Annotated in this window: 16 protein-coding genes and 1 tRNA gene; 4 read left to right on the top strand and 13 right to left on the bottom strand. The window is 50.2% G+C overall.

Going from position 1 to position 18,584, the window contains the following annotated elements; all coding sequences use genetic code 11:
- Positions 1–75: 75 nt before the first annotated feature.
- The 3 genes from HEN33_RS08320 to HEN33_RS08310 all read right to left on the bottom strand — a co-directional run bounded on the left by HEN33_RS08320 (position 76) and on the right by HEN33_RS08310 (position 2,234).
- Positions 76–152, bottom strand: a tRNA-Pro gene (locus tag HEN33_RS08320).
- 74 nt (positions 153–226) lie between these two features.
- Positions 227–1,987: an LPS biosynthesis-modulating metalloenzyme YejM gene (gene yejM / locus HEN33_RS08315; RefSeq protein ID WP_176263390.1), complete on the bottom strand. Its 1,761-nt coding sequence runs from the start codon at positions 1,985–1,987 to the stop codon at positions 227–229.
- A 19-nt stretch (positions 1,988–2,006) separates the two neighbouring features.
- Positions 2,007–2,234 (bottom strand): YejL family protein, encoded by a 228-nt coding sequence (locus tag HEN33_RS08310; RefSeq protein WP_001135667.1) that lies wholly within the window; start codon positions 2,232–2,234, stop codon positions 2,007–2,009.
- A 181-nt stretch (positions 2,235–2,415) separates the two neighbouring features.
- Here HEN33_RS08310 and yejK point away from each other — a divergent pair, with 181 nt between their 5' ends.
- On the top strand, positions 2,416–3,423 hold the full coding sequence (yejK, locus tag HEN33_RS08305; RefSeq protein WP_000050789.1) for a nucleoid-associated protein YejK: 1,008 nt from the start codon (positions 2,416–2,418) through the stop codon (positions 3,421–3,423).
- A 140-nt stretch (positions 3,424–3,563) separates the two neighbouring features.
- On the opposite strand, the gene rplY is transcribed toward yejK, so the two are convergent.
- Both rplY and HEN33_RS08295 read right to left on the bottom strand, forming a co-directional pair.
- Positions 3,564–3,848: a 50S ribosomal protein L25 gene (gene rplY / locus HEN33_RS08300; RefSeq protein ID WP_000494197.1), complete on the bottom strand. Its 285-nt coding sequence runs from the start codon at positions 3,846–3,848 to the stop codon at positions 3,564–3,566.
- Between the two features lie 124 nt (positions 3,849–3,972).
- A complete protein-coding gene (locus HEN33_RS08295; protein ID WP_176263389.1) occupies positions 3,973–5,733 on the bottom strand; it encodes a DEAD/DEAH box helicase in 1,761 nt (586 codons plus the stop codon).
- 149 nt (positions 5,734–5,882) lie between these two features.
- Here HEN33_RS08295 and rsuA point away from each other — a divergent pair, with 149 nt between their 5' ends.
- From rsuA to HEN33_RS08280, 3 genes are all read left to right on the top strand, one after another.
- On the top strand, positions 5,883–6,578 hold the full coding sequence (gene rsuA, locus HEN33_RS08290) for a 16S rRNA pseudouridine(516) synthase RsuA (RefSeq protein ID WP_175118844.1): 696 nt from the start codon (positions 5,883–5,885) through the stop codon (positions 6,576–6,578).
- Positions 6,579–6,605: 27 nt separating this feature from the next.
- A complete protein-coding gene (bcr, locus tag HEN33_RS08285) occupies positions 6,606–7,796 on the top strand; it encodes a multidrug efflux MFS transporter Bcr (RefSeq protein WP_000213385.1) in 1,191 nt (396 codons plus the stop codon).
- 332 nt (positions 7,797–8,128) lie between these two features.
- A complete protein-coding gene (locus tag HEN33_RS08280; RefSeq protein ID WP_000202798.1) occupies positions 8,129–8,473 on the top strand; it encodes a YejG family protein in 345 nt (114 codons plus the stop codon).
- 3 nt (positions 8,474–8,476) lie between these two features.
- Here HEN33_RS08280 and yejF read toward each other — a convergent pair whose 3' ends face one another.
- From yejF to yeiR, 8 genes are all read right to left on the bottom strand, one after another.
- Complete coding sequence (yejF, locus tag HEN33_RS08275) at positions 8,477–10,066, bottom strand: microcin C ABC transporter ATP-binding protein YejF (RefSeq protein WP_160523892.1); 1,590 nt, start codon at positions 10,064–10,066, stop codon at positions 8,477–8,479.
- Position 10,067: 1 nt separating this feature from the next.
- Positions 10,068–11,093 (bottom strand): ABC transporter permease, encoded by a 1,026-nt coding sequence (locus tag HEN33_RS08270; RefSeq protein ID WP_000088899.1) that lies wholly within the window; start codon positions 11,091–11,093, stop codon positions 10,068–10,070.
- Positions 11,093–12,187, bottom strand: a complete 1,095-nt coding sequence (locus tag HEN33_RS08265; RefSeq protein ID WP_042094810.1) for a microcin C ABC transporter permease YejB — start codon at positions 12,185–12,187, stop codon at positions 11,093–11,095. Before HEN33_RS08265 ends, HEN33_RS08270 begins: the two co-directional genes overlap by 1 nt.
- Positions 12,188–14,002: an extracellular solute-binding protein gene (locus tag HEN33_RS08260; RefSeq protein ID WP_176263388.1), complete on the bottom strand. Its 1,815-nt coding sequence runs from the start codon at positions 14,000–14,002 to the stop codon at positions 12,188–12,190.
- Between the two features lie 81 nt (positions 14,003–14,083).
- Entirely contained in the window at positions 14,084–15,640 is a 1,557-nt protein-coding gene (locus HEN33_RS08255) for a cyclic di-GMP phosphodiesterase (protein WP_000470621.1), read from the bottom strand.
- Between the two features lie 180 nt (positions 15,641–15,820).
- The gene (gene mepS, locus HEN33_RS08250; RefSeq protein WP_000241011.1) at positions 15,821–16,387 is read right to left on the bottom strand and encodes a bifunctional murein DD-endopeptidase/murein LD-carboxypeptidase; all 567 of its coding nucleotides are present in this window, start codon (positions 16,385–16,387) and stop codon (positions 15,821–15,823) included.
- Between the two features lie 412 nt (positions 16,388–16,799).
- Positions 16,800–17,513: a Kdo(2)-lipid A phosphotransferase gene (gene lpxT / locus HEN33_RS08245; RefSeq protein WP_176263387.1), complete on the bottom strand. Its 714-nt coding sequence runs from the start codon at positions 17,511–17,513 to the stop codon at positions 16,800–16,802.
- Positions 17,514–17,551: 38 nt separating this feature from the next.
- Positions 17,552–18,538 carry a zinc-binding GTPase YeiR gene (gene yeiR, locus HEN33_RS08240; protein ID WP_000198812.1) on the bottom strand — a complete coding sequence of 329 codons (987 nt, stop codon included), beginning with the start codon at positions 18,536–18,538 and terminating at the stop codon, positions 17,552–17,554.
- Between the last annotated feature and the right edge of the window lie 46 nt (positions 18,539–18,584).

Genomic DNA, 18,584 nt, shown 5'->3' with positions numbered 1-18,584 from the left:
TGTCGCGGTCTGTTTATCAAATTAATCGCAGATATAAAAAAACCAACCGCAATAGGTTGGTTTTCTTGGGATTTTTGGTCGGCACGAGAGGATTTGAACCTCCGACCCCCGACACCCCATGACGGTGCGCTACCAGGCTGCGCTACGTGCCGACTCGTGGCTGCTAATACTACCGTTTTCCACAACGAATGCAAGTAAGATATTTCGCTAACTGATTTATAATTAATCAGTTAGCGATAAAACGCTTCTCGTCTGTCAGCACCTGCAATAACAAACTTAACTGTGGTTTTTCATCTTTCACTCTTTCACCACGTAAGTTGTAAGTACGGTATTTACCGTTATTGTTCAGCACCAGCGTCTTTTTCGGGGTGGTAATTGCCAGCGTATCTTTATCCGCAGCGGTAACCCAGTAATGACGGCGTTGAGGGTTGAACAAATCCTGACCTTGCGAATATTCGCTGGCAGGTGTGCTGACATGTAGCAGGCGTTGCATCAGCGTCGTCATCAGATCGGTATGATCGGTCAGCGCATTAATACGCTGCGCCGGCGTGCCTGGCCAGTGAATCACTAATGGTACCTGCAGATGACCGTGGGACCAGTTAAAGGTTTCTTCCTCTTCGCTCAGCGGAATACCCCGGCCGGCAGTGATAATCACCACCGTATTGTCCAGTTTGCCAGAATCACGCAGTGCATTGAGCACGCGGTTGATCTGGTCATCGACATTGCCTGCCGCCCGACTATATTTCCGTGCAAATGCCTGCTGATTGCTGTCGTCAATGTTAGTGCCATTGAAAGAGACCCACGAGAACCAGCGGTTATCTTCTTGTGCGTAGCGGCCCAGCCAGTTGATCCACTGCGTGGCGGTCTGCTCGTCGGATTGGGTACGTACGCTCGGCATCGAGAAATCTGACAACAATGCCTGGCGATACAGCGGGCTGGTAAAGCCATCTGACGAGAATAACCCCAGCTGATAGCCTTGCTGATTAAGCGCAGTAATTAACGCCGCAGGCGTACGGGTCGACAGAATGCCGTCCATAAAGCTTGGCGAGATGCCATAGAACAGGCCAAAGATGCCGTTGTCTGTAGTGTTGCCGGAGCTCATATGGCGCGTGAACGAAATATTTTGCTCAGCAAAACCTGCCAGCGCAGGCATCTGCTTCTCGAAGCGTGAGTAGTTCAGGCCATCGACAGTAATCAACAGCACATTCTGCCCGGTGCCCATATCGCGATAGCGCAGCTCGCTTAACGGATACTGAACGGAAACGGCGTCTGGATTGCCTTGCTCAATAAGACGGCGTTGATACTCCTGCGCATCAAGCAGACCATGCTTCTCAAGAAAACGTCGCGCCGTCATCGGGTACGAAAGCGGCAGGTTAGCGCGCTGCATGGTGATCGGGCGATAGAAGTTGGCATCGGCCCAGATATACACCACATGCGAGGCAATAAAAGCGATAAATAAGAATGCGGCCAGCGGGCGCGCGAAGCGCCGACGACGCGTCAGGCTGCGTAGCTTTTGCCAGCTCCACGTCGCAAACACCAGTTCAAGCAATAAAATAACCGGCACGCTAATGAACATCAGCTGCCAGTCGCGCGCCATCTCATTTTCGTCTGGGTTGATAACCAACTGCCAGACGATGGGATTAAGATGGAGATGGAAACGAGTAAAGACTTCGCTATCGATCAGTAATAGCGTCATTCCCGCCGTTGCTAAAATGACGGACAAAAACCTCATCAGCCTCTGGGAGCCGACGATAAAAGTCAGCGGGAAGAGGATCAGCAAGTAGGTGGCGAACACCAGGAAGCTGAAATGGCCGATAATGCTTACGTAGGAATAAATGCGACCAGCAAGCGTTGTCGGCCAGTCGGCGATAAACAGGTAACGGCTGCCAATGACGAGCGAAAGCAGAATATTGAACAGTGCAAACCAGTGCCCCCAACTGACCATCTGGGAGACTTTTTCACGGTAGCGCTGACGATGAGTTACCATAACCTGTTATCTGTTTCCCTTAGTGCGCTTTGTCTTCGTTGATAGAGGACTGTAAGGCGCGGGCAAAAGAGTTGGCAATTGCCTGGCGTTGGGCCGGGGCAATGCTGGTGTTGATAAGGTTAGTGACCATGTTGCCTAACACCATCAGGGAAAGGTCGGTCGGAGCCTTATGTTTTTCCAGTACGTTGAGCAGCTCTGCGAGCAATTGTTCAACCTGTTCATCACTGTAGCGGGAAATTTGTGGCATAAATCGAAATCAGTTAGTTGATGAAAGGGCAACATATTACCGTAGCAACGGTTTTTTTTCTGCTTTTTTATGCGTTAAATCATTCTCGTTACGCCGCCTTCTGTAAAATGACCGCCATCTTTTATTGCGTCGCTTTACCGGCGGTGGTTGAATACCTGCCGGTCTTAAAGGAGAGTTTATCATGAGTCTGGATATCAACCAGATTGCTCTGCACCAGCTTATCAAGCGTGATGAGCAGAACCTTGAGCTGGTGTTGCGCGATTCATTGCTGGAACCGACAGAAACCGTCGTTGAGATGGTGGCAGAACTGCATCGGGTCTATAGCGCCAAAAATAAAGCATACGGCTTGTTCAGCGAAGAGAGTGAACTGGCGCAGACGCTACGCTTACAGCGTCAGGGCGAAGAGGACTTTCTGGCCTTTAGCCGCGCGGCAACCGGTCGCCTGCGTGACGAATTAGCGAAATATCCTTTTGCTGACGGTGGCTTCGTGCTGTTTTGTCACTACCGTTATTTAGCTGTCGAATATCTGCTGGTGGCGGTTCTGAGCAACCTGAGCAGTATGCGCGTTAACGAAAATCTCGACATCAACCCGACCCATTATCTTGATATCAATCATGCGGATATTGTTGCGCGTATTGATTTAACCGAATGGGAAACCAATCCAGAGTCGACCCGGTATCTCACTTTCCTGAAAGGGCGAGTCGGGCGCAAAGTGGCCGATTTCTTCATGGACTTCCTCGGTGCCAGCGAAGGGTTGAACGCGAAAGCGCAAAACCGCGGATTATTGCAGGCGGTTGATGATTTCACTGCCGAAGCACAACTGGATAAAGCAGAACGGCAGAACGTGCGTCAGCAGGTCTACAGCTACTGTAATGAGCAATTGCAGGCGGGTGAAGAGATCGAGCTTGAATCGCTGTCGAAAGAGCTGGCGGGCGTCAGCGAAGTGAGCTTCACGGAATTTGCGGCTGAAAAAGGCTACGAACTTGAAGAGAGCTTCCCGGCAGACCGTAGCACGTTGCGTCAGTTGACGAAGTTTGCCGGTAGCGGTGGTGGCTTGACCATTAACTTTGATGCGATGCTGTTAGGTGAGCGCATTTTCTGGGACCCGGCGACCGATACCCTGACCATTAAAGGCACGCCGCCGAACTTGCGCGATCAATTGCAGCGCCGGACGTCTGGCGGCAATTAATCGGTTTGGTGTTATGAATGCCAGATGCGGCGTGAACGCCTTATCTGGCCTACAAAAAATAGCAATACCGTAATCAGGCATAATTTGCAGATACAAAAAACCCCGCCGGAGCGGGGTTTTTTTTACAACTTATTCAGCGATTAAGCGCGAACGAAGTCGATGTGCAGCAGCTTAGGTTTGTACGGGTGGCGCTGTACGTCCTGAGCTTTAACTTTGATTTCTTTACCGTCAACAACGATGGTCAGAACTTCGCTGTAGAATTCAGCTTTAACTTGCATGTTCATGACTTTGTCGTGATCCAGAGCAACAGCCAGCGGCGCTTCGTTGCCACCGTAGATGATTGCCGGGAATTTGTTAGCGGTACGCAGGCGGCGGCTCGCACCCTTACCCTGCTCGTTACGTACTTCTGCGTTGATAGTAAACATTTCTTTCTCTCTTAAATTAATCCTGCTACAGGCGACCCAGCAACAGGTAAGTGATCTGCTTTGCATATGCAAAAGCGGGCGAGATTCTATACTCAATCGCCTTGCACATCAATTAAAACTACCATTAACCGCGTAATTCGTGTGCCCGACGAAAACGACCTTCGTAATCAAACACTTTTTCGCGCACTTGCCAGTACTGGCCTTTCATTCGTGCGACGACGAAATCCGGATGGCGCAGCAACGCTTGTTGGGCGAGGATATCAGCAGCGGTGATCCAGCGCAGAGGGATGCCCGGTGTGCGCGTATGCGGGCGGATAAAAAGCTGCTCGAAGGCGGTACGCTGAGCGGGCGTTTGCAGACGGAAACGCTCACTCACATCCGCGCCGTCTTCATCGTAATAGGTGATTCTCAGCCATTCGCCTTTCTCGTCGTGCCCATGTTGCAAAGACATGCCGCTACAGCGTAATACCAGCGCGTCTTTCAGTCGTAGCGCCGCTTTTAACATATCATCCGGATCAACCAGAATGGTGTCACATTCGCGGCAGCGGCGGGCGGCAATATCATTTTCTGCGTTACATTGTGGGCAATTCTTAAAACGGAAGCGGAAGTCACACTGTTCGCGATGTCCGTCATCATCTTCGAACCATCCCTGACAACGACGACCAAAGTGTTCAATCAATGTCCCGTCAGCGGTCGTTTTCCCCCAAAAGGTGTTGGCAAAACCACAGGCAGGGCAGAAAACCTGTACCGGAACGTTGTCACTTTTGCCTTTCGGTGTACCAACTTCCGGCGCGTAGAGATCGTGAGGATTACCCGCATAATCAAGAATTAAGCAATCAGTCTTGCCTGGAGCCAGACGCAGACCGCGCCCGACAATTTGTTGGTAAAGACTCACCGATTCGGTAGGGCGCAGAATAGCAATAAGATCGACGTGCGGGGCGTCAAATCCGGTGGTCAGTACCGCGACGTTGACCAGATAGCGAAAACGCTGGGCTTTAAAATCTTCAATTAATACATCGCGTTCAGCGCCGGGCGTGTCGCCGGTAATAAGTGCTGCATCCTCAGCGGGCAGCAAGCCGACAATCTCTTTTGCGTGTTCGACTGTCGCAGCGAAAATCATCACCCCTTTGCGCGTTGCGGCGAACTCCATAATCTGGCTGATGATGTGCGGGGTAATACGTTGCTGTTTTTTCAGCTCGCGGTTGAGATCGGCTTCGCTGAACAGCCCGTTACTCTGTGCCTGCAATCGGCTGAAATCGTATTGCACTACTGGCATATCCAGTCGTTCTGGCTGCGTCAGATAGCCGTGTTTAATCATATAACGCAGCGGCAGCTCATAAATACAGTCGCGGAAAAGGGCTTTCTCATCGCCGCGTACCATGCCGTGATAATGAAACTGATAAATCCAGCCTTTGCCCAACCGAAAAGGCGTGGCAGTCAGCCCTAACAGGCGTAAGCGGGGATTCACTTTTGTCAGGTGAGTGAGGATTTGCTGATACTGGCTCTCTTCATCGTCACCAATACGATGGCATTCATCGACAATCAACAGTGAAAATTCACCCTGAAAGGCATCAAGGTTACGGGCGACCGATTGCACGCTGCCAAATACTACTTTACCGTGGCTCTCTTTACGCTTTAGCCCAGCGGCAAAGATATCGGCTTCCAGTCCCAGCGCCTGATATTTTGCATGGTTTTGCGCCACCAGCTCTTTAACGTGTGCCAGCACCAGCACACGACCACGCGCCAGCCGCGCCAGTTCCGCTATCACCAGGCTTTTACCGGCACCGGTGGGCAGCACGATAACGGCAGGGGTTTTATGACGACGAAAATGGTTGAGCGTGGCATCCACGGCTTCTTGCTGATATGGACGGAGTGTAAAAATCATGGTCTCGCGTAGGTAGATTATTCTGCTAATAGTATGCCACGGATCTTTTTCCCTTGAGGGAAGTTATTAGACCGCTATACTGGGCAGACAACAGTTCAGATTTTCGGGTCATTACCCGACCTCCGTTTTTTACAGGCAAAATCACACACATGCGACTTGATAAATTTATCGCACAGCAACTCGGCGTTAGCCGTGCTATTGCCGGGCGTGAAATCCGCGGCAATCGTGTCACCGTCGATGGCGAAATCGTCCGTAATGCAGCGTTCAAACTGCTCCCTGAACATGATGTCGCTTACGATGGCAACCCGCTGGCGCAGCAACACGGTCCACGTTACTTCATGCTCAATAAGCCTCAGGGCTATGTTTGCTCAACTGATGACCCGGATCACCCAACGGTGCTCTATTTTCTGGATGAACCTGTGGCGTGGAAACTGCATGCAGCAGGTCGACTGGATATCGATACCACCGGTCTGGTGCTGATGACTGATGATGGTCAGTGGTCGCACCGCATTACTTCTCCGCGCCATCATTGCGAGAAGACCTATCTGGTGACACTGGAATCACCCGTAGCTGACGATACGGCAGAGCAATTTGCTAAAGGCGTGCAGTTGCATAATGAAAAAGATCTCACTAAGCCTGCGGTATTGGAAGTGATCACCCCAACGCAGGTTCGTCTGACCATCAGCGAAGGGCGTTATCATCAGGTGAAACGCATGTTCGCCGCCGTGGGTAACCACGTGGTTGAGTTGCACCGAGAACGTATTGGCGGCATTACGTTGGATGCTGATTTAGCACCCGGTGAATATCGTCCATTAACTGAAGAAGAAGTTGCCAGCGTCGTCTAACACTTTTATGACTTTCAGGAGCCCGTTGTGACCACCCGACAGCATTCGTCGTTTGCTATTGTTTTTATCCTTGGCCTGCTGGCCATGTTGATGCCGCTGTCGATTGATATGTATCTGCCCGCGCTACCGGTAATTTCAGCGCAATTTGGCGTACCTGCGGGCAGTACGCAGATGACCCTCAGTACTTATATTCTGGGCTTTGCGTTGGGGCAGTTAATCTACGGGCCGATGGCAGACAGTTTCGGGCGTAAGCCGGTGGTTCTTGGCGGTACGCTGGTGTTTGCCGCCGCCGCGGTGGCGTGTGCGTTGGCACAAACCATCGATCAGCTGATTGTGATGCGTTTCTTCCACGGTCTGGCTGCGGCTGCGGCCAGCGTGGTTATCAACGCTTTAATGCGTGATATCTACCCGAAGGAAGAGTTCTCACGGATGATGTCGTTTGTCATGCTGGTGACGACCATTGCACCGCTGATGGCACCGATAGTTGGCGGCTGGGTGCTGGTGTGGCTGAGCTGGCATTACATCTTCTGGATCCTCGCCGTAGCGGCGATTCTGGCTTCGGCAATGATCTTCTTTCTGATCAAAGAAACCTTACCACCGGAGCGTCGCCAGCCTTTTCACATTCGTACCACTATTGGTAACTTTGCGGCGCTGTTTCGTCATAAGCGTGTCCTGAGTTATATGCTGGCCAGCGGTTTCAGCTTTGCCGGAATGTTCTCGTTCCTGAGCGCCGGACCGTTTGTCTACATTGAAATTAACCACGTCGCGCCGGAAAACTTTGGTTATTACTTTGCGCTAAACATTGTTTTCCTGTTCGTGATGACCATCTTTAACAGTCGCTTCGTCCGCCGTATTGGCGCGTTAAATATGTTCCGCTCGGGGTTGTGGATACAGTTTATTATGGCGGCGTGGATGGTCATCAGTGCGCTGCTGGGGCTGGGATTCTGGTCGCTGGTAGTTGGCGTTGCGGCGTTTGTGGGCTGCGTGTCGATGGTGTCATCTAATGCGATGGCGGTCATTCTTGATGAGTTTCCCCACATGGCGGGAACGGCATCTTCGCTGGCGGGCACCTTCCGTTTTGGTATAGGGGCAATTGTTGGCGCATTGCTTTCTCTTGCGACCTTTAACTCTGCATGGCCGATGATTTGGTCAATTGCATTCTGCGCAACCAGCTCCATTCTCTTCTGTCTGTACGCCAGTCGGCCGAAAAAACGGTGATCTATTGCACAACGAGGAAGCTAAAAGGCTTCCTTTGTTGATGCATGTCAACCACAAATCCATCATTCCCCCGATATATGTTTATTTTATGTAAAATCAATTTATGTAAAAAGTTACATCATTGTAGTTAAAAAGGTTGAGTTAGATCGCAGAAACGGGTACATATAGCCCCGCAAACGTGACCACGCCCGCAGATATTATTTAAATCAGAGCCATAGAGGCCACGCTGGCGAGGCATCAATCTTTACGATCTGTATAAAGACGGATTGTTGATGATGTGTTAAAATTGATGTAAACAAATTGTGAAGTAAATGTGCTTCCGGGGAAAATAAGTGACTTCATTACAACTCTCAATCGTCCATCGACTGCCGCAGAACTATCGCTGGTCTGCTGGTTTCGCAGGTTCGAAGGTTGAACCGATTCCGCAAAATGGACCGTGCGGTGACAACAGCCTGGTGGCGCTTAAATTGCTTAGCCCGGATGGTGATAATGCATGGTCGGTGATGTACAAACTAAGCCAGGCGTTAAGCGACATCGAAGTTCCATGCTCGGTACTGGAGTGTGAAGGTGAGCCGTGCCTGTTTGTAAATCGCCAGGACGAGTTTGCTGCAACATGCCGATTGAAAAATTTTGGTGTGGCAATTGCCGAACCCTTCTCAAACTACAATCCTTTTTAAGCGTCAGCTCAACGCCAGTAGCTGACGCGTATACTCCTGCTGCGGTGCGGCAAACACGCGCGCGCACGGTCCTTGTTCCACTACTTCCCCTTGTCGCAGTACGATAACCTGATGACATAACGCGCGGACAACGTGCAAATCGTGACTGATAAACAAATAGGCCAATTGATGCTTTTGTTGCAATGATTTCAATAGCGTCAATATTTGCGCCTGTACCGTTTTGTCGAGCGATGATGTTGGTTCATCAAGAATGATCAGCGAGGGCTTAAGAATTAACGCCCTGGCAATCGCAATACGTTGCCGCTGACCACCAGAGAACTCCGCCGGATAACGGTGGCGTGTTTCAGGATCTAATCCCACTTCATGCATCACGGCTATCACTTGTTGTTCGCGTTGCACGGCAGAAAGCATCGGCTGGTGAACCCGTAAACCTTCCTCGATAATTTGCAAAACGTTGAGTCGTGGGTTGAGCGAGGAGTTAGGATCCTGAAATACCACCTGAATGCGATGGCGAATAGGTAATAGCTGACGGCGGTTTAAATTTTGCAATGGCTGACCGTCAAAAACGATGCTGCCCTGAGAGTTAATCAGTCGCAGCAGCGCCAGTCCCGTCGTGCTTTTCCCGGAACCGGACTCGCCCACTAAACCCAGTGTTTCACCCGCCCGTAGCGTAAAACTGATGTTTTTCACCACCACATTATGATCCACAATGCGCTTCAAAATCCCTTTGCGAATGGGGAAGGCAACCTGAAGCTGTTCAACATCTAGCAACGTTGAGGCAGGTTCTGGCAATGGGACCGGGTCGCCTGATGGTTCACTGTTGAGTAGCTTTTGTGTGTAGGGATGAGTGGGTGAGGCAAATAGCGTAGCAGCGTTATTTTGCTCGACACAGCGACCGTTTTGCATTACCGCCACGCGGTGAGCCAGTTTTCTGACAATACTGAGGTTATGAGTAATAAACAGCATGCCCATATTCAGCTCGCCTTGCAGTTCGCGCAACAGCTGTAAAATCTGCGCCTGGACAGAGACGTCCAGCGCGGTGGTCGGTTCATCGGCAATTAATAATTCCGGTCGCGTTAACAGCGCCATCGCAATCATCACCCGCTGGCGTTCGCCGCCGGAGAGCTGATGCGGATAATCTGTCAGCCGTTTTGCCGCCTGGCGGATACCGACGCGATCAAGGCAGTTAAGAATTTCGCCACGAGCCGCTTCCCGACGCATCCCGCGGTGGAGTGAAAGCACTTCATAAAGCTGTTTTTCCAGGGTATGCAATGGATTTAACGACACCATCGGTTCCTGAAAAATCATGGCAATCTTATTACCGCGTACACCGCGTAACGTTTGATCGCTGGCATGAAGCAGCGATTCGCCATGAAAACGAATATCGCCGGAGAGATATTCAACCGGCGGGGAAGGGAGCAGGCGTAAAATTGACAGCGCGGTAACGCTCTTACCTGAACCAGACTCACCCACCAGCGCCAGCGTTTCGCCAGCCTCAATCTGTAGTGAAACATCATTGACTACTGTGCGTACGGTTTGCTGATGGCGAAAACCCACCGACAAATTTTCAATCGCTAACAGAGTTTGCGTCATGCTACACCGCCTTATTAGGATCAAATGCGTCGCGGACGGCTTCACCAATAAAGATCAGCAAAGACAACAATATCGCCACCGACAAGAAGGCGGTGATCCCAAGCCACGGGGCCTGAAGGTTATTTTTCCCTTGTAACAGCAGTTCGCCGAGTGACGGTGAACCGAGCGGCAGACCGAAGCCGAGGAAATCGAGTGAGGTCAGGGTGGTGATCGAACTACATAAAATAAACGGTAAAAAGGTGAGGGTAGCGACCATGGCATTTGGCAACATATGACGCAGGATGATACTGCGATCGCTGACGCCAAGCGCCTGCGCCGCACGGATGTAGTCGAAATTACGGGTACGTAAAAACTCCGCCCGCACCACGCCGACCAGACTCATCCAGCCAAACAAGACGGTAATTGCCAACAGCCACCAGAAGTTAGGCTGTACGACGCTGGAAAGTAAAATAATCAAAAACAGCGTCGGCATCCCCGACCATACTTCAATAAAACGTTGCCCCCAGAGATCGACTTTACCGCCGTAATAGCCTTGTAGCGCCCCCGCCAACACGCCCATCACGCTGGAGCAGAGGGTCAGCATCAGGCCAAACAGAACTGAGATCCGCGTGCCATAGAGAATGCGCGCCAGCACATCGCCGCCATTGGCATCCGTTCCCAGCCAGTTTTGCCGGGAGGGTGGAGAAGGGAAGGGCTTATCGGTAGCAAAGTTGATACTGGTAGCACCAAAGCGAATCGGTGCCCACAGTACCCAGCCTTTATCTTCCAACCGCTGTTTCAGCCACGGGTCCTGATAATCAGCCTGGCTTGCCAGCGGGCCGCCAAAATCGCTTTCGCTGTAGTTTTTCAACAACGGGAAATACCAACTGCCGTCATAACGTACCAGCAACGGTTTATCGTTGGCGATAAGTTCAGAACACAAACTCAAACCAAATAAGACGAGGAAAATCCATAACGACCAGTAGCCGCGACGGTTATGACGAAAACGCGCCCAACGGGCCTGATTGACGGGGCTGAGTCGCGACATTAACGTCCCTCAAAATCTATACGCGGATCGACCAGCGTATAGCTGATATCACTGACAATATTCAGCAGCAGGCCAATCAGGGTGAAAATATACAAGGTACCAAACATTACAGGATAATCGCGCGAGACGGTCGCTTCGTAGCCCAGTAAGCCAAGACCATTGAGTGAAAACATCACCTCAATCAGCAGCGAGCCGGTAAAAAACATGCTGATAAACGTCGCCGGAAAACCGGCAATCACCAGCAGCATGGCGTTGCGGAACACATGTTTCCAGAGAATATTTTTTTCACTTACCCCTTTCGCACGGGCGGTCACCACGTATTGCTTGCGCACTTCATCAAGGAATGAGTTTTTTGTCAGCATGGTCAGCGCCGCAAAGCCGCCAATCACCGTCGCCAGCACCGGCAGCGTGATATGCCACAGATAATCGGTGATTTTCTGATACCACGGCAGCGAATCAAAGTTAGCGGAAACCAGGCCGCGCAGAGGGAACAGGTCGAAATAGCTGCCGCCCGCGAAGAAGACAATCAGCAGGATGGCAAACAAAAAGGCCGGAATGGCGTAGCCGATGATGATAAATGCGCTACTCCAGACGTCAAAGCGGCTACCATTATAAACAGCTTTGCGAATGCCTAACGGAATCGACACCAGATAGATAATCAGCGTGCTCCACAATCCGAGGGTGATGGAAACCGGCAGACTGTCTTTAATCAGCGTCAGCACAGAAGCGCTGCGAAACAAGCTGTCGCCAAAATCAAAGCGAATGTAGTCCCAGAGCATTTTGAAGTAACGTTCGTGGATCGGCTTATCAAAACCGTAGCGATGAGTGATCTCGGCGATCACTTCTGGATCTAATCCGCGTCCGCCACGGTAATTACTGTCGCTGATATTGCCGACGCCCGTTTGTGCATGGCTGGCACGAACACCTTCACTGCCAGCGCCGGGTAATACTCCGGCATTACCAAACTCGATGGCGGCGATGGCCTGGTCGACCGGACCGCCAGGCGCAATTTGCACGATGAAAAAGTTGATAGTGATAATCGCCCATAACGTTGGGATCACCAGCAACAGACGGCGAATCAGATAAGCGCCCATCTACTCTCCCTGTTGTCTGGCTGACGGCAGTTTCGTCGCTTTATTAACGTCATACCACCAGGTATCGATACCCAGGCTGTAAACAGGGCGCACTGCGGGTTGAGAGAATTTATCCCACCAGGCGAGACGGTCTTCCGCCATATACCACATTGGCAGCATGTAATAATTCCACGTTAATACGCGATCCAGTGCTCGCCCCAACGGCAGTAATTTTTCTTTATTTCCCTGCGCGGCAATAATTTGGTTGATCAGCGAGTCGATAACCGGACTTTGCACGCCGGGGGCATTATAAGTGGAGTTGATATATTCCGATGACCAGGAAATCTGTAAATCGGAACTGGGCCACGGCATCGCCCGCCATACGCGCGGCATCATGTCATAGTCGCGACTGCGCATGCGGTTGGTGATTTGCGAGTTATCCACCTTGCGAATGTCCATGTTGATACCCAGCCGTTGCAGGCTGTGCTGGAACGGTAATACCCACTGACTATTGCTGCTTGCGGGAAGCAATAATTCAAAGCTGAGAGGCTGACCCGTTGTGGCATTAACGCGTTGCTGACCCTTCAGCACCCAGCCCGCTTCATTGAGAAGTTTGTCGGCTTTTAACAGGTTGTCACGATCGTAGCCATCGCCTTTCGATACCGGCGGCTGGTAGATTTGTGTGAAGACTTCTGGCGGAAGATCTTTTTTCATTGGTGCCAGAAGCACCAGCTCCGCGGCGTCGGGGTAATTTCTGGCTGCGTATTCGGTATTCTGAAAATAACTGTTCGTGCGACTCCAGGCATTGTAAAACAACGCCTTGTTCATCCATTCAAAGTCAAAGGCGAGAGTGATCGCTTCCCGGACCCGGCGATCGCTGAATACCGGACGTTGGATATTAAACGCCAGCCAGCGCGTATCTTGGGCTGATTCGTTCTTTTGCTCATCTTTGATGATGTATTTCTTATCGAAATTTTTACCGGTATAGCGCGTGGCCCAGTTTTTGGCGTCGTTTTCCATACGCAAATCAAAGGCACCGGCTTTAAACGCTTCAAAGGCGACATTATCATCGAGGTAATAATCGTAGCGAATGGTGTCGAAATTCCATCGTCCACGGTTTACCGGTAAGTTTGCGGCCCAGTAATCTTTCACGCGGGAATAAACAATATTTTGCCCCATTTTCCAGGACGTAATGCGGTACGGACCACTGGCAAGTGGAGGCGTGGCGAGCGGGTCGCTAAGTTTGTGATCCTTCCAGTACTTTTCTGGAAATACCGGCAGCGAAAACAGGCTCAGCATATCTTCTTTGCCGGGTTTCGCTAACTCAATACGCACGGTTAATGGTGCAATGGCTTTGACGGTGGTGCCTTTGTAGACCAGACGAAATTGCGGCACGCCTTCGGTCATAAATTTTTGAAAAGTAAACTCTACATCGCGGGCAGTAATGGGAGAACCATCATGAAAACGGGCGCGCGGATTAATTGCGACCTCCACCCAGGAATAATCGTCAGCATAGCGCGCACTTTCGGCAATCAGCGGGTAATAACTGCCTGGCTCGTCATCGGAAGTAGTAAATAGCGTGTCGTACAGCAGCTCGGTGCGTGCGCCCGGGTTGCCGCGCAGTGCATAACGGTTGAAATTATCGAAGGTGCCGAGGGCTGACAACGTTATCTGCCCACCTTTTGGCGCGGCGGGGTTCACATAATCAAAATGGTTGAAATTAAACGCGTACCGGGGTTCGCCCAGTACCGCAAAGGCATAGCTTTCCTTGATAGCCTGCGCCTGCGCACCAAAGGTGAACAGAGCGATAAACAGCAGCAGTATGCGCACAATCATCTGCAACAGATTTCCTTTTACTCATCATTAGCCGCAAACCGGCATGCTTTCACTATGAATAATAAGGGACGTAAGCACGCCTTACCACTGCGGCGTATACGGTTTCTTCAGCCAGCGGACAAAATCGTCCAGCGGTAATGGGCGACTGATCCAGTAGCCTTGCATGAAATTAACGCCGCGTTCGCTTAGCCATCGCGCCTGTTCCGGCGTTTCAACCCCTTCAGCAACCGTCAGCATATTGAGACGTTTCGCCAGCGTCAGCACCGCGTCAAGTACGGGTGAAGTGATCGTTTCCGTACCGATGGCGTTGATAAATCCACGATCAATTTTCAGATAATCGAGCGTAAAACGCTCAAGATAGATAAGCGCGCTGTGTCCGGTGCCAAAGTCATCAATAGCAATTTCAACGCCGACTGAATGCAGCCAGGCGAAGAGTTGCGTGGCTTCTTGCTCTTTCAACATATCGCGCTCGGTAATTTCCAGCACAATCTGGAAATGATGTGCGGGCAGGGAAGTGAGCAATTTTTGGATATCAGCTTTAAAGCTTTCGCTGTGCAGATGGTCCGGCGCAATGTTAATGCCAAATTTGACGCCTACCGGCAGTACTTTTTCTAATTCTGCGGCATCACGGGCAATCAACTCAAACAGGTGCTGAGTCAGCGGCACAATCATCTTTTGCGATTCGGCAAAGTTGATGAAGGCATCCGGGGGAATTTCTCCCGCTACAGGATGCCGCCAGCGTAGTAGTACTTCCAGGCCTGTTACCCGCAAAGCTTGTGTATCAACCACCGGTTGATATACCACGTAAAATTGTTCGCGCTTGATGGCGGTCATGATTTCTCTGCCCGGTCGCATACGCACGCTCATCAGGTAATAGCAGAGAAGTCCAACCATTGTTCCACTCATGCCGCCCAGTAAAAATGCGTACCACACATCGTTCCATGTCCAGTCATCCGCATAAAGTCGAACGGTCAGAGGAATGCCCGCAATTTTAGTTTCACGGACCGGCATGTCGGTTAATTCATTAACATTCATCAAACGTGACGAAAAGGTAGATAGAGCAGTATTGCCAATAATGAGCGCGACACCATCGTAATCTTCTTGCCGTGAGCTATAGAAGAGAGAAGGCGTCAGATTGAGATTCAGAGCGGCAAACACGCCGCTATTTTTCAGCAAAGGGTTGCGATACCAGATGACGATTGCGGGTTTGTTCGGCACCATCGGCGTGCCGGGTAAGATCGCCATATCGACGTTTTTATTAATGTCGAGCGCCGGAATCAATTCATTGAGTGGAATGTCCATCTCACCGGTCGCAGATGAACAGAATGTTTTTTTATCTTTTACCAGCACAAACGTACGGACATTCATGCTAAACGCCGCGCGGGCGGTCAGTTCGGGGTTAGCCTGCTGGCAGGTATCTAAGGTCAGCGGCTGGAGCCGGTCAGTAGTGGATTTCAGGTCGGCAAAATAGGTATCGAGATACTTTTGTACGTCGGTAATCAGTGTATCGTATTTGACTTCGTGCTTATGCCAGGCGACTAGAAACTGAAGGCAACTCACCAGTATCGCAATCATCACGCCTGCAACGATGCAGGTAAGCATAAGCTTACGTCCAGAAGAGGGAGCGCGTATGAACATGATTCCGTTAATTTCCTGAAATTACGACAACATTTAAAAGATAACAATGACCGGACTATAGCCTGGATCATGACGCGGAAACATCATTTTCTCTGATGAATGGAAACAAAAAAGCACTGCCTAAGCAGTGCTTTCAGTTAACTCGTCAGGATAGCCAAGGGATTGCATCCAAACGGTTTATTAGCTGCGGCTGAGAACCCGGCGTGCTTCGTTGTAACGCTTCTTCCAGTACGGTTCATTCATGCTGGAAATAATAACACCACTGCTGGTGGAAGCATGGACAAACTGATTGTTGCCGATATAAATACCGACATGGCGTCCCGTTGAACCGGCGCGGAACAGAACTAAATCACCCGTACGCAAATTACTGCGGGAAACAGATTTACCCATTTCCTGCTGTTCGTAAGTCGAACGCGGAAGTTCTAAGCCAAATTGCTCACGGAATGTACGCTGTACGAAACCAGAACAATCGATACCTTTTTTAGTGCTGCCGCCCAGACGATAGCGTACGCCTTTCCAGTCAGCATACTGATCCATAATTCGCGATTTTACGTCGACATTACGAACCAGGTTTTCAAATTCATCCTGAGAAGCTTGCAGTGATGATGTTTCACTACCCACTGCACGTGTCTCAGGATGCATATTCTTTGCGGTGTTATTTGCACTACATGCAGAAAGCAGAACCGCTACTGCAATCGCGGGGATCCCGCGCAAGATATATCTCAAAATCGGTTGAGATTTGACCATGTTGTTTGTTTTCCCTTGAAGTCCTTAACGACAAATATCGTTATAAAAAAATGCCAAGCGACACGAGACTAATTACCTGGGCATGTTGAAACAATTCCTTAAGGCCAAATCTGTGGACTAACGCACAAAATTATATGCTGTGAGGATAATCTACCGCCGAGGCAAAACGAGTTCGAGATTACCCGATTGGTGCGGTCTTGGCGAGTGGTTTTACATGATTTTTTATAAGAAAAAGTGATACAGAAAGTTAATAAGCGGGATTGGTCAATTAAAGTACGATTGAGTGAAACGCATACAATCCATTCATTTACTTAGGGAATGATTTTTGTGTTCGATGAAAGAAAGCAAAGGCGCACATCATCAGGAATATCCTTACTATAAAAATAAACCTGATGATGTTAATTACCTTGAGTTATTTGTTTTGGAAATGTTTGTTTTTTCCCGGTAGTGATTTATCAAAAAAGGTGATTAATCGATCACTTAATGGCGTCAGCAACATCCAGGGCAAACCAATCAATATCACGGTCATCGAACCAACAATGATGTCAGTAAACCAGTGTGCACCAATCATTACTCTGGGAAATGCAAAAACCACAAAAATAATAAGGGCGATAAGGCCTGCGACTTTGCCGAAATAACGCCACATGAATGCCGAAAAAATAAGCAACATCATGCCGTGATCGCCGGGAAAGCTATCTCGTGAGGCATCTTTCGTGGGAACAGAGAGCAGTTCGCTGACGCGGTTAATATCGGTAAAACTCAATGTTGGGCTGGCCCGTTTTACAGGAATTAATGCCTGACCCAGCTGGTTTAATACCACTGCAGTTAATAGCATGACCAGACCAATAATCACGATACGTCGTCGGCCTGGGGCGTTTTCTTTCAGCCAGAAACTCAGCATCAACATTCCCATTGCCAGCAGTGAACAACCGTCGAAGGCACGATTATTGGTCAATGCAACCAGCCACAAAAAGGCCTTACTTTCGACCAGTTTCTGATTAAAAAAATAAAAAATATCCGCATCAATCGGCAACCAGAATCCATGATTAACGGGAATATACCAGGAAAGAAACAGCGCGAGGCCGACAATATTCAACAACACTATTTGCGGCAAATTTTTAATCATATTTTCTCTAATTATCTTACTGAAAAACGCAGGCAACCTTACGCGGTAGTCGCTAAACGAAGCTTCAACAGCGCGCTCTGCAAAGCATTCCAGTCAGCTTCGCTGCTGGAAATCAGCTCAATACGACTGTCCGGTGGCGCAACGTTTTGCGTTTCAATGTGCAGGTCATCGCCCTGACGGTTGATTCGCACCAGCCCTTCGGGAATACGCATCACGCCTTTGACGCGTTCCACCGGTGCAAGTCGCGCCCATTCCAGAATGCCAATGGTGTCGAATACCGTATCAGCGTCGAATATCCAGCCACAGGCCTGATGCCCTTGTCCACTGTTCAGACTGCGACGCCAGCGTTGATGCTCTGGCAGGCTTAACGCTGCTAATCCTTTTTTCACGCTATGCTGATGAGAATGCGCCGCGCTGGCGGGCAACTCGGCTAAATTGCGACGTGGCAAATCCAGAAGATGACCGTCAATTTTCCCATGCTCGCTGTGAATTAATTGCCGATCGCCACCATTTTGCTGCCACCAGCGCTGTAGCGCTTGCTCACTTTCGGGCGTCGCACGGTCGGATTTATTGGCGACAATAATGTCTGCGGCAGCCAGCTGGTCACGGAAGTTTTCATTGCTGGCGCTTTTTTCGTCCAGCAGCAGGCGTGGATCGAGAATGCACAACGTGGCGCGCAGATCTATCCACGGTTCATACACGGGCGCGGTTAAGAGATCGAGGATCTGTTTCGGATGGCCCAGCCCGGTCGGCTCTATCAACAAGCGGTCTGGTTTTCCCTGACGCAGTAAGGTATTCAACCCTACCTGCATGGGTAAACCATTAACGCAGCACATACAGCCGCCGGGGATCTCTTTCAACAATGCGCCGCTATCGGCGAGCAAAGCACCATCAATTCCGACTTCCCCAAATTCATTAACCAGTACCGCCCATTTTTCGTTGGGATCTTTATGGGCTAACAGATGAAGAATCGACGTAGTTTTCCCGCTGCCGAGAAAACCGGTGATGAGGTTGGTCCTGGTCACAACGGCTCCGCAATACTCTTAAAAGTTAACTGAGCGTTAATCCTGG

The sequence above is a fragment of the Escherichia sp. 94.0001 genome (assembly GCF_013369155.2).
Classification (GTDB): Bacteria; Pseudomonadota; Gammaproteobacteria; order Enterobacterales; family Enterobacteriaceae; genus Escherichia; species Escherichia coli_F.
Note: the sequence above shows the minus strand (reverse complement) of the source record. Positions and strands in the feature narration are given on the sequence as shown.

Bases quoted from the DNA above. Each gene is read 5' to 3' on its own strand.
- HEN33_RS08255 (WP_000470621.1), bottom strand. From the start codon at position 15,640: ATGTTCATACGCGCTCCCTCTTCTGGACGTAAGCTTATGCTTACCTGC.
- HEN33_RS08310 (WP_001135667.1), bottom strand. From the start codon at position 2,234: ATGCCACAAATTTCCCGCTACAGTGATGAACAGGTTGAACAATTGCTC.
- rplY (WP_000494197.1), bottom strand. From the start codon at position 3,848: ATGTTTACTATCAACGCAGAAGTACGTAACGAGCAGGGTAAGGGTGCG.
- yejM (WP_176263390.1), bottom strand. From the start codon at position 1,987: ATGGTAACTCATCGTCAGCGCTACCGTGAAAAAGTCTCCCAGATGGTC.
- yejF (WP_160523892.1), bottom strand. From the start codon at position 10,066: ATGACGCAAACTCTGTTAGCGATTGAAAATTTGTCGGTGGGTTTTCGC.
- HEN33_RS08270 (WP_000088899.1), bottom strand. From the start codon at position 11,093: ATGTCGCGACTCAGCCCCGTCAATCAGGCCCGTTGGGCGCGTTTTCGT.
- mepS (WP_000241011.1), bottom strand. From the start codon at position 16,387: ATGGTCAAATCTCAACCGATTTTGAGATATATCTTGCGCGGGATCCCC.
- HEN33_RS08260 (WP_176263388.1), bottom strand. From the start codon at position 14,002: ATGATTGTGCGCATACTGCTGCTGTTTATCGCTCTGTTCACCTTTGGT.
- HEN33_RS08265 (WP_042094810.1), bottom strand. From the start codon at position 12,187: ATGGGCGCTTATCTGATTCGCCGTCTGTTGCTGGTGATCCCAACGTTA.
- lpxT (WP_176263387.1), bottom strand. From the start codon at position 17,513: ATGATTAAAAATTTGCCGCAAATAGTGTTGTTGAATATTGTCGGCCTC.
- yejK (WP_000050789.1), top strand. From the start codon at position 2,416: ATGAGTCTGGATATCAACCAGATTGCTCTGCACCAGCTTATCAAGCGT.
- HEN33_RS08295 (WP_176263389.1), bottom strand. From the start codon at position 5,733: ATGATTTTTACACTCCGTCCATATCAGCAAGAAGCCGTGGATGCCACG.
- rsuA (WP_175118844.1), top strand. From the start codon at position 5,883: ATGCGACTTGATAAATTTATCGCACAGCAACTCGGCGTTAGCCGTGCT.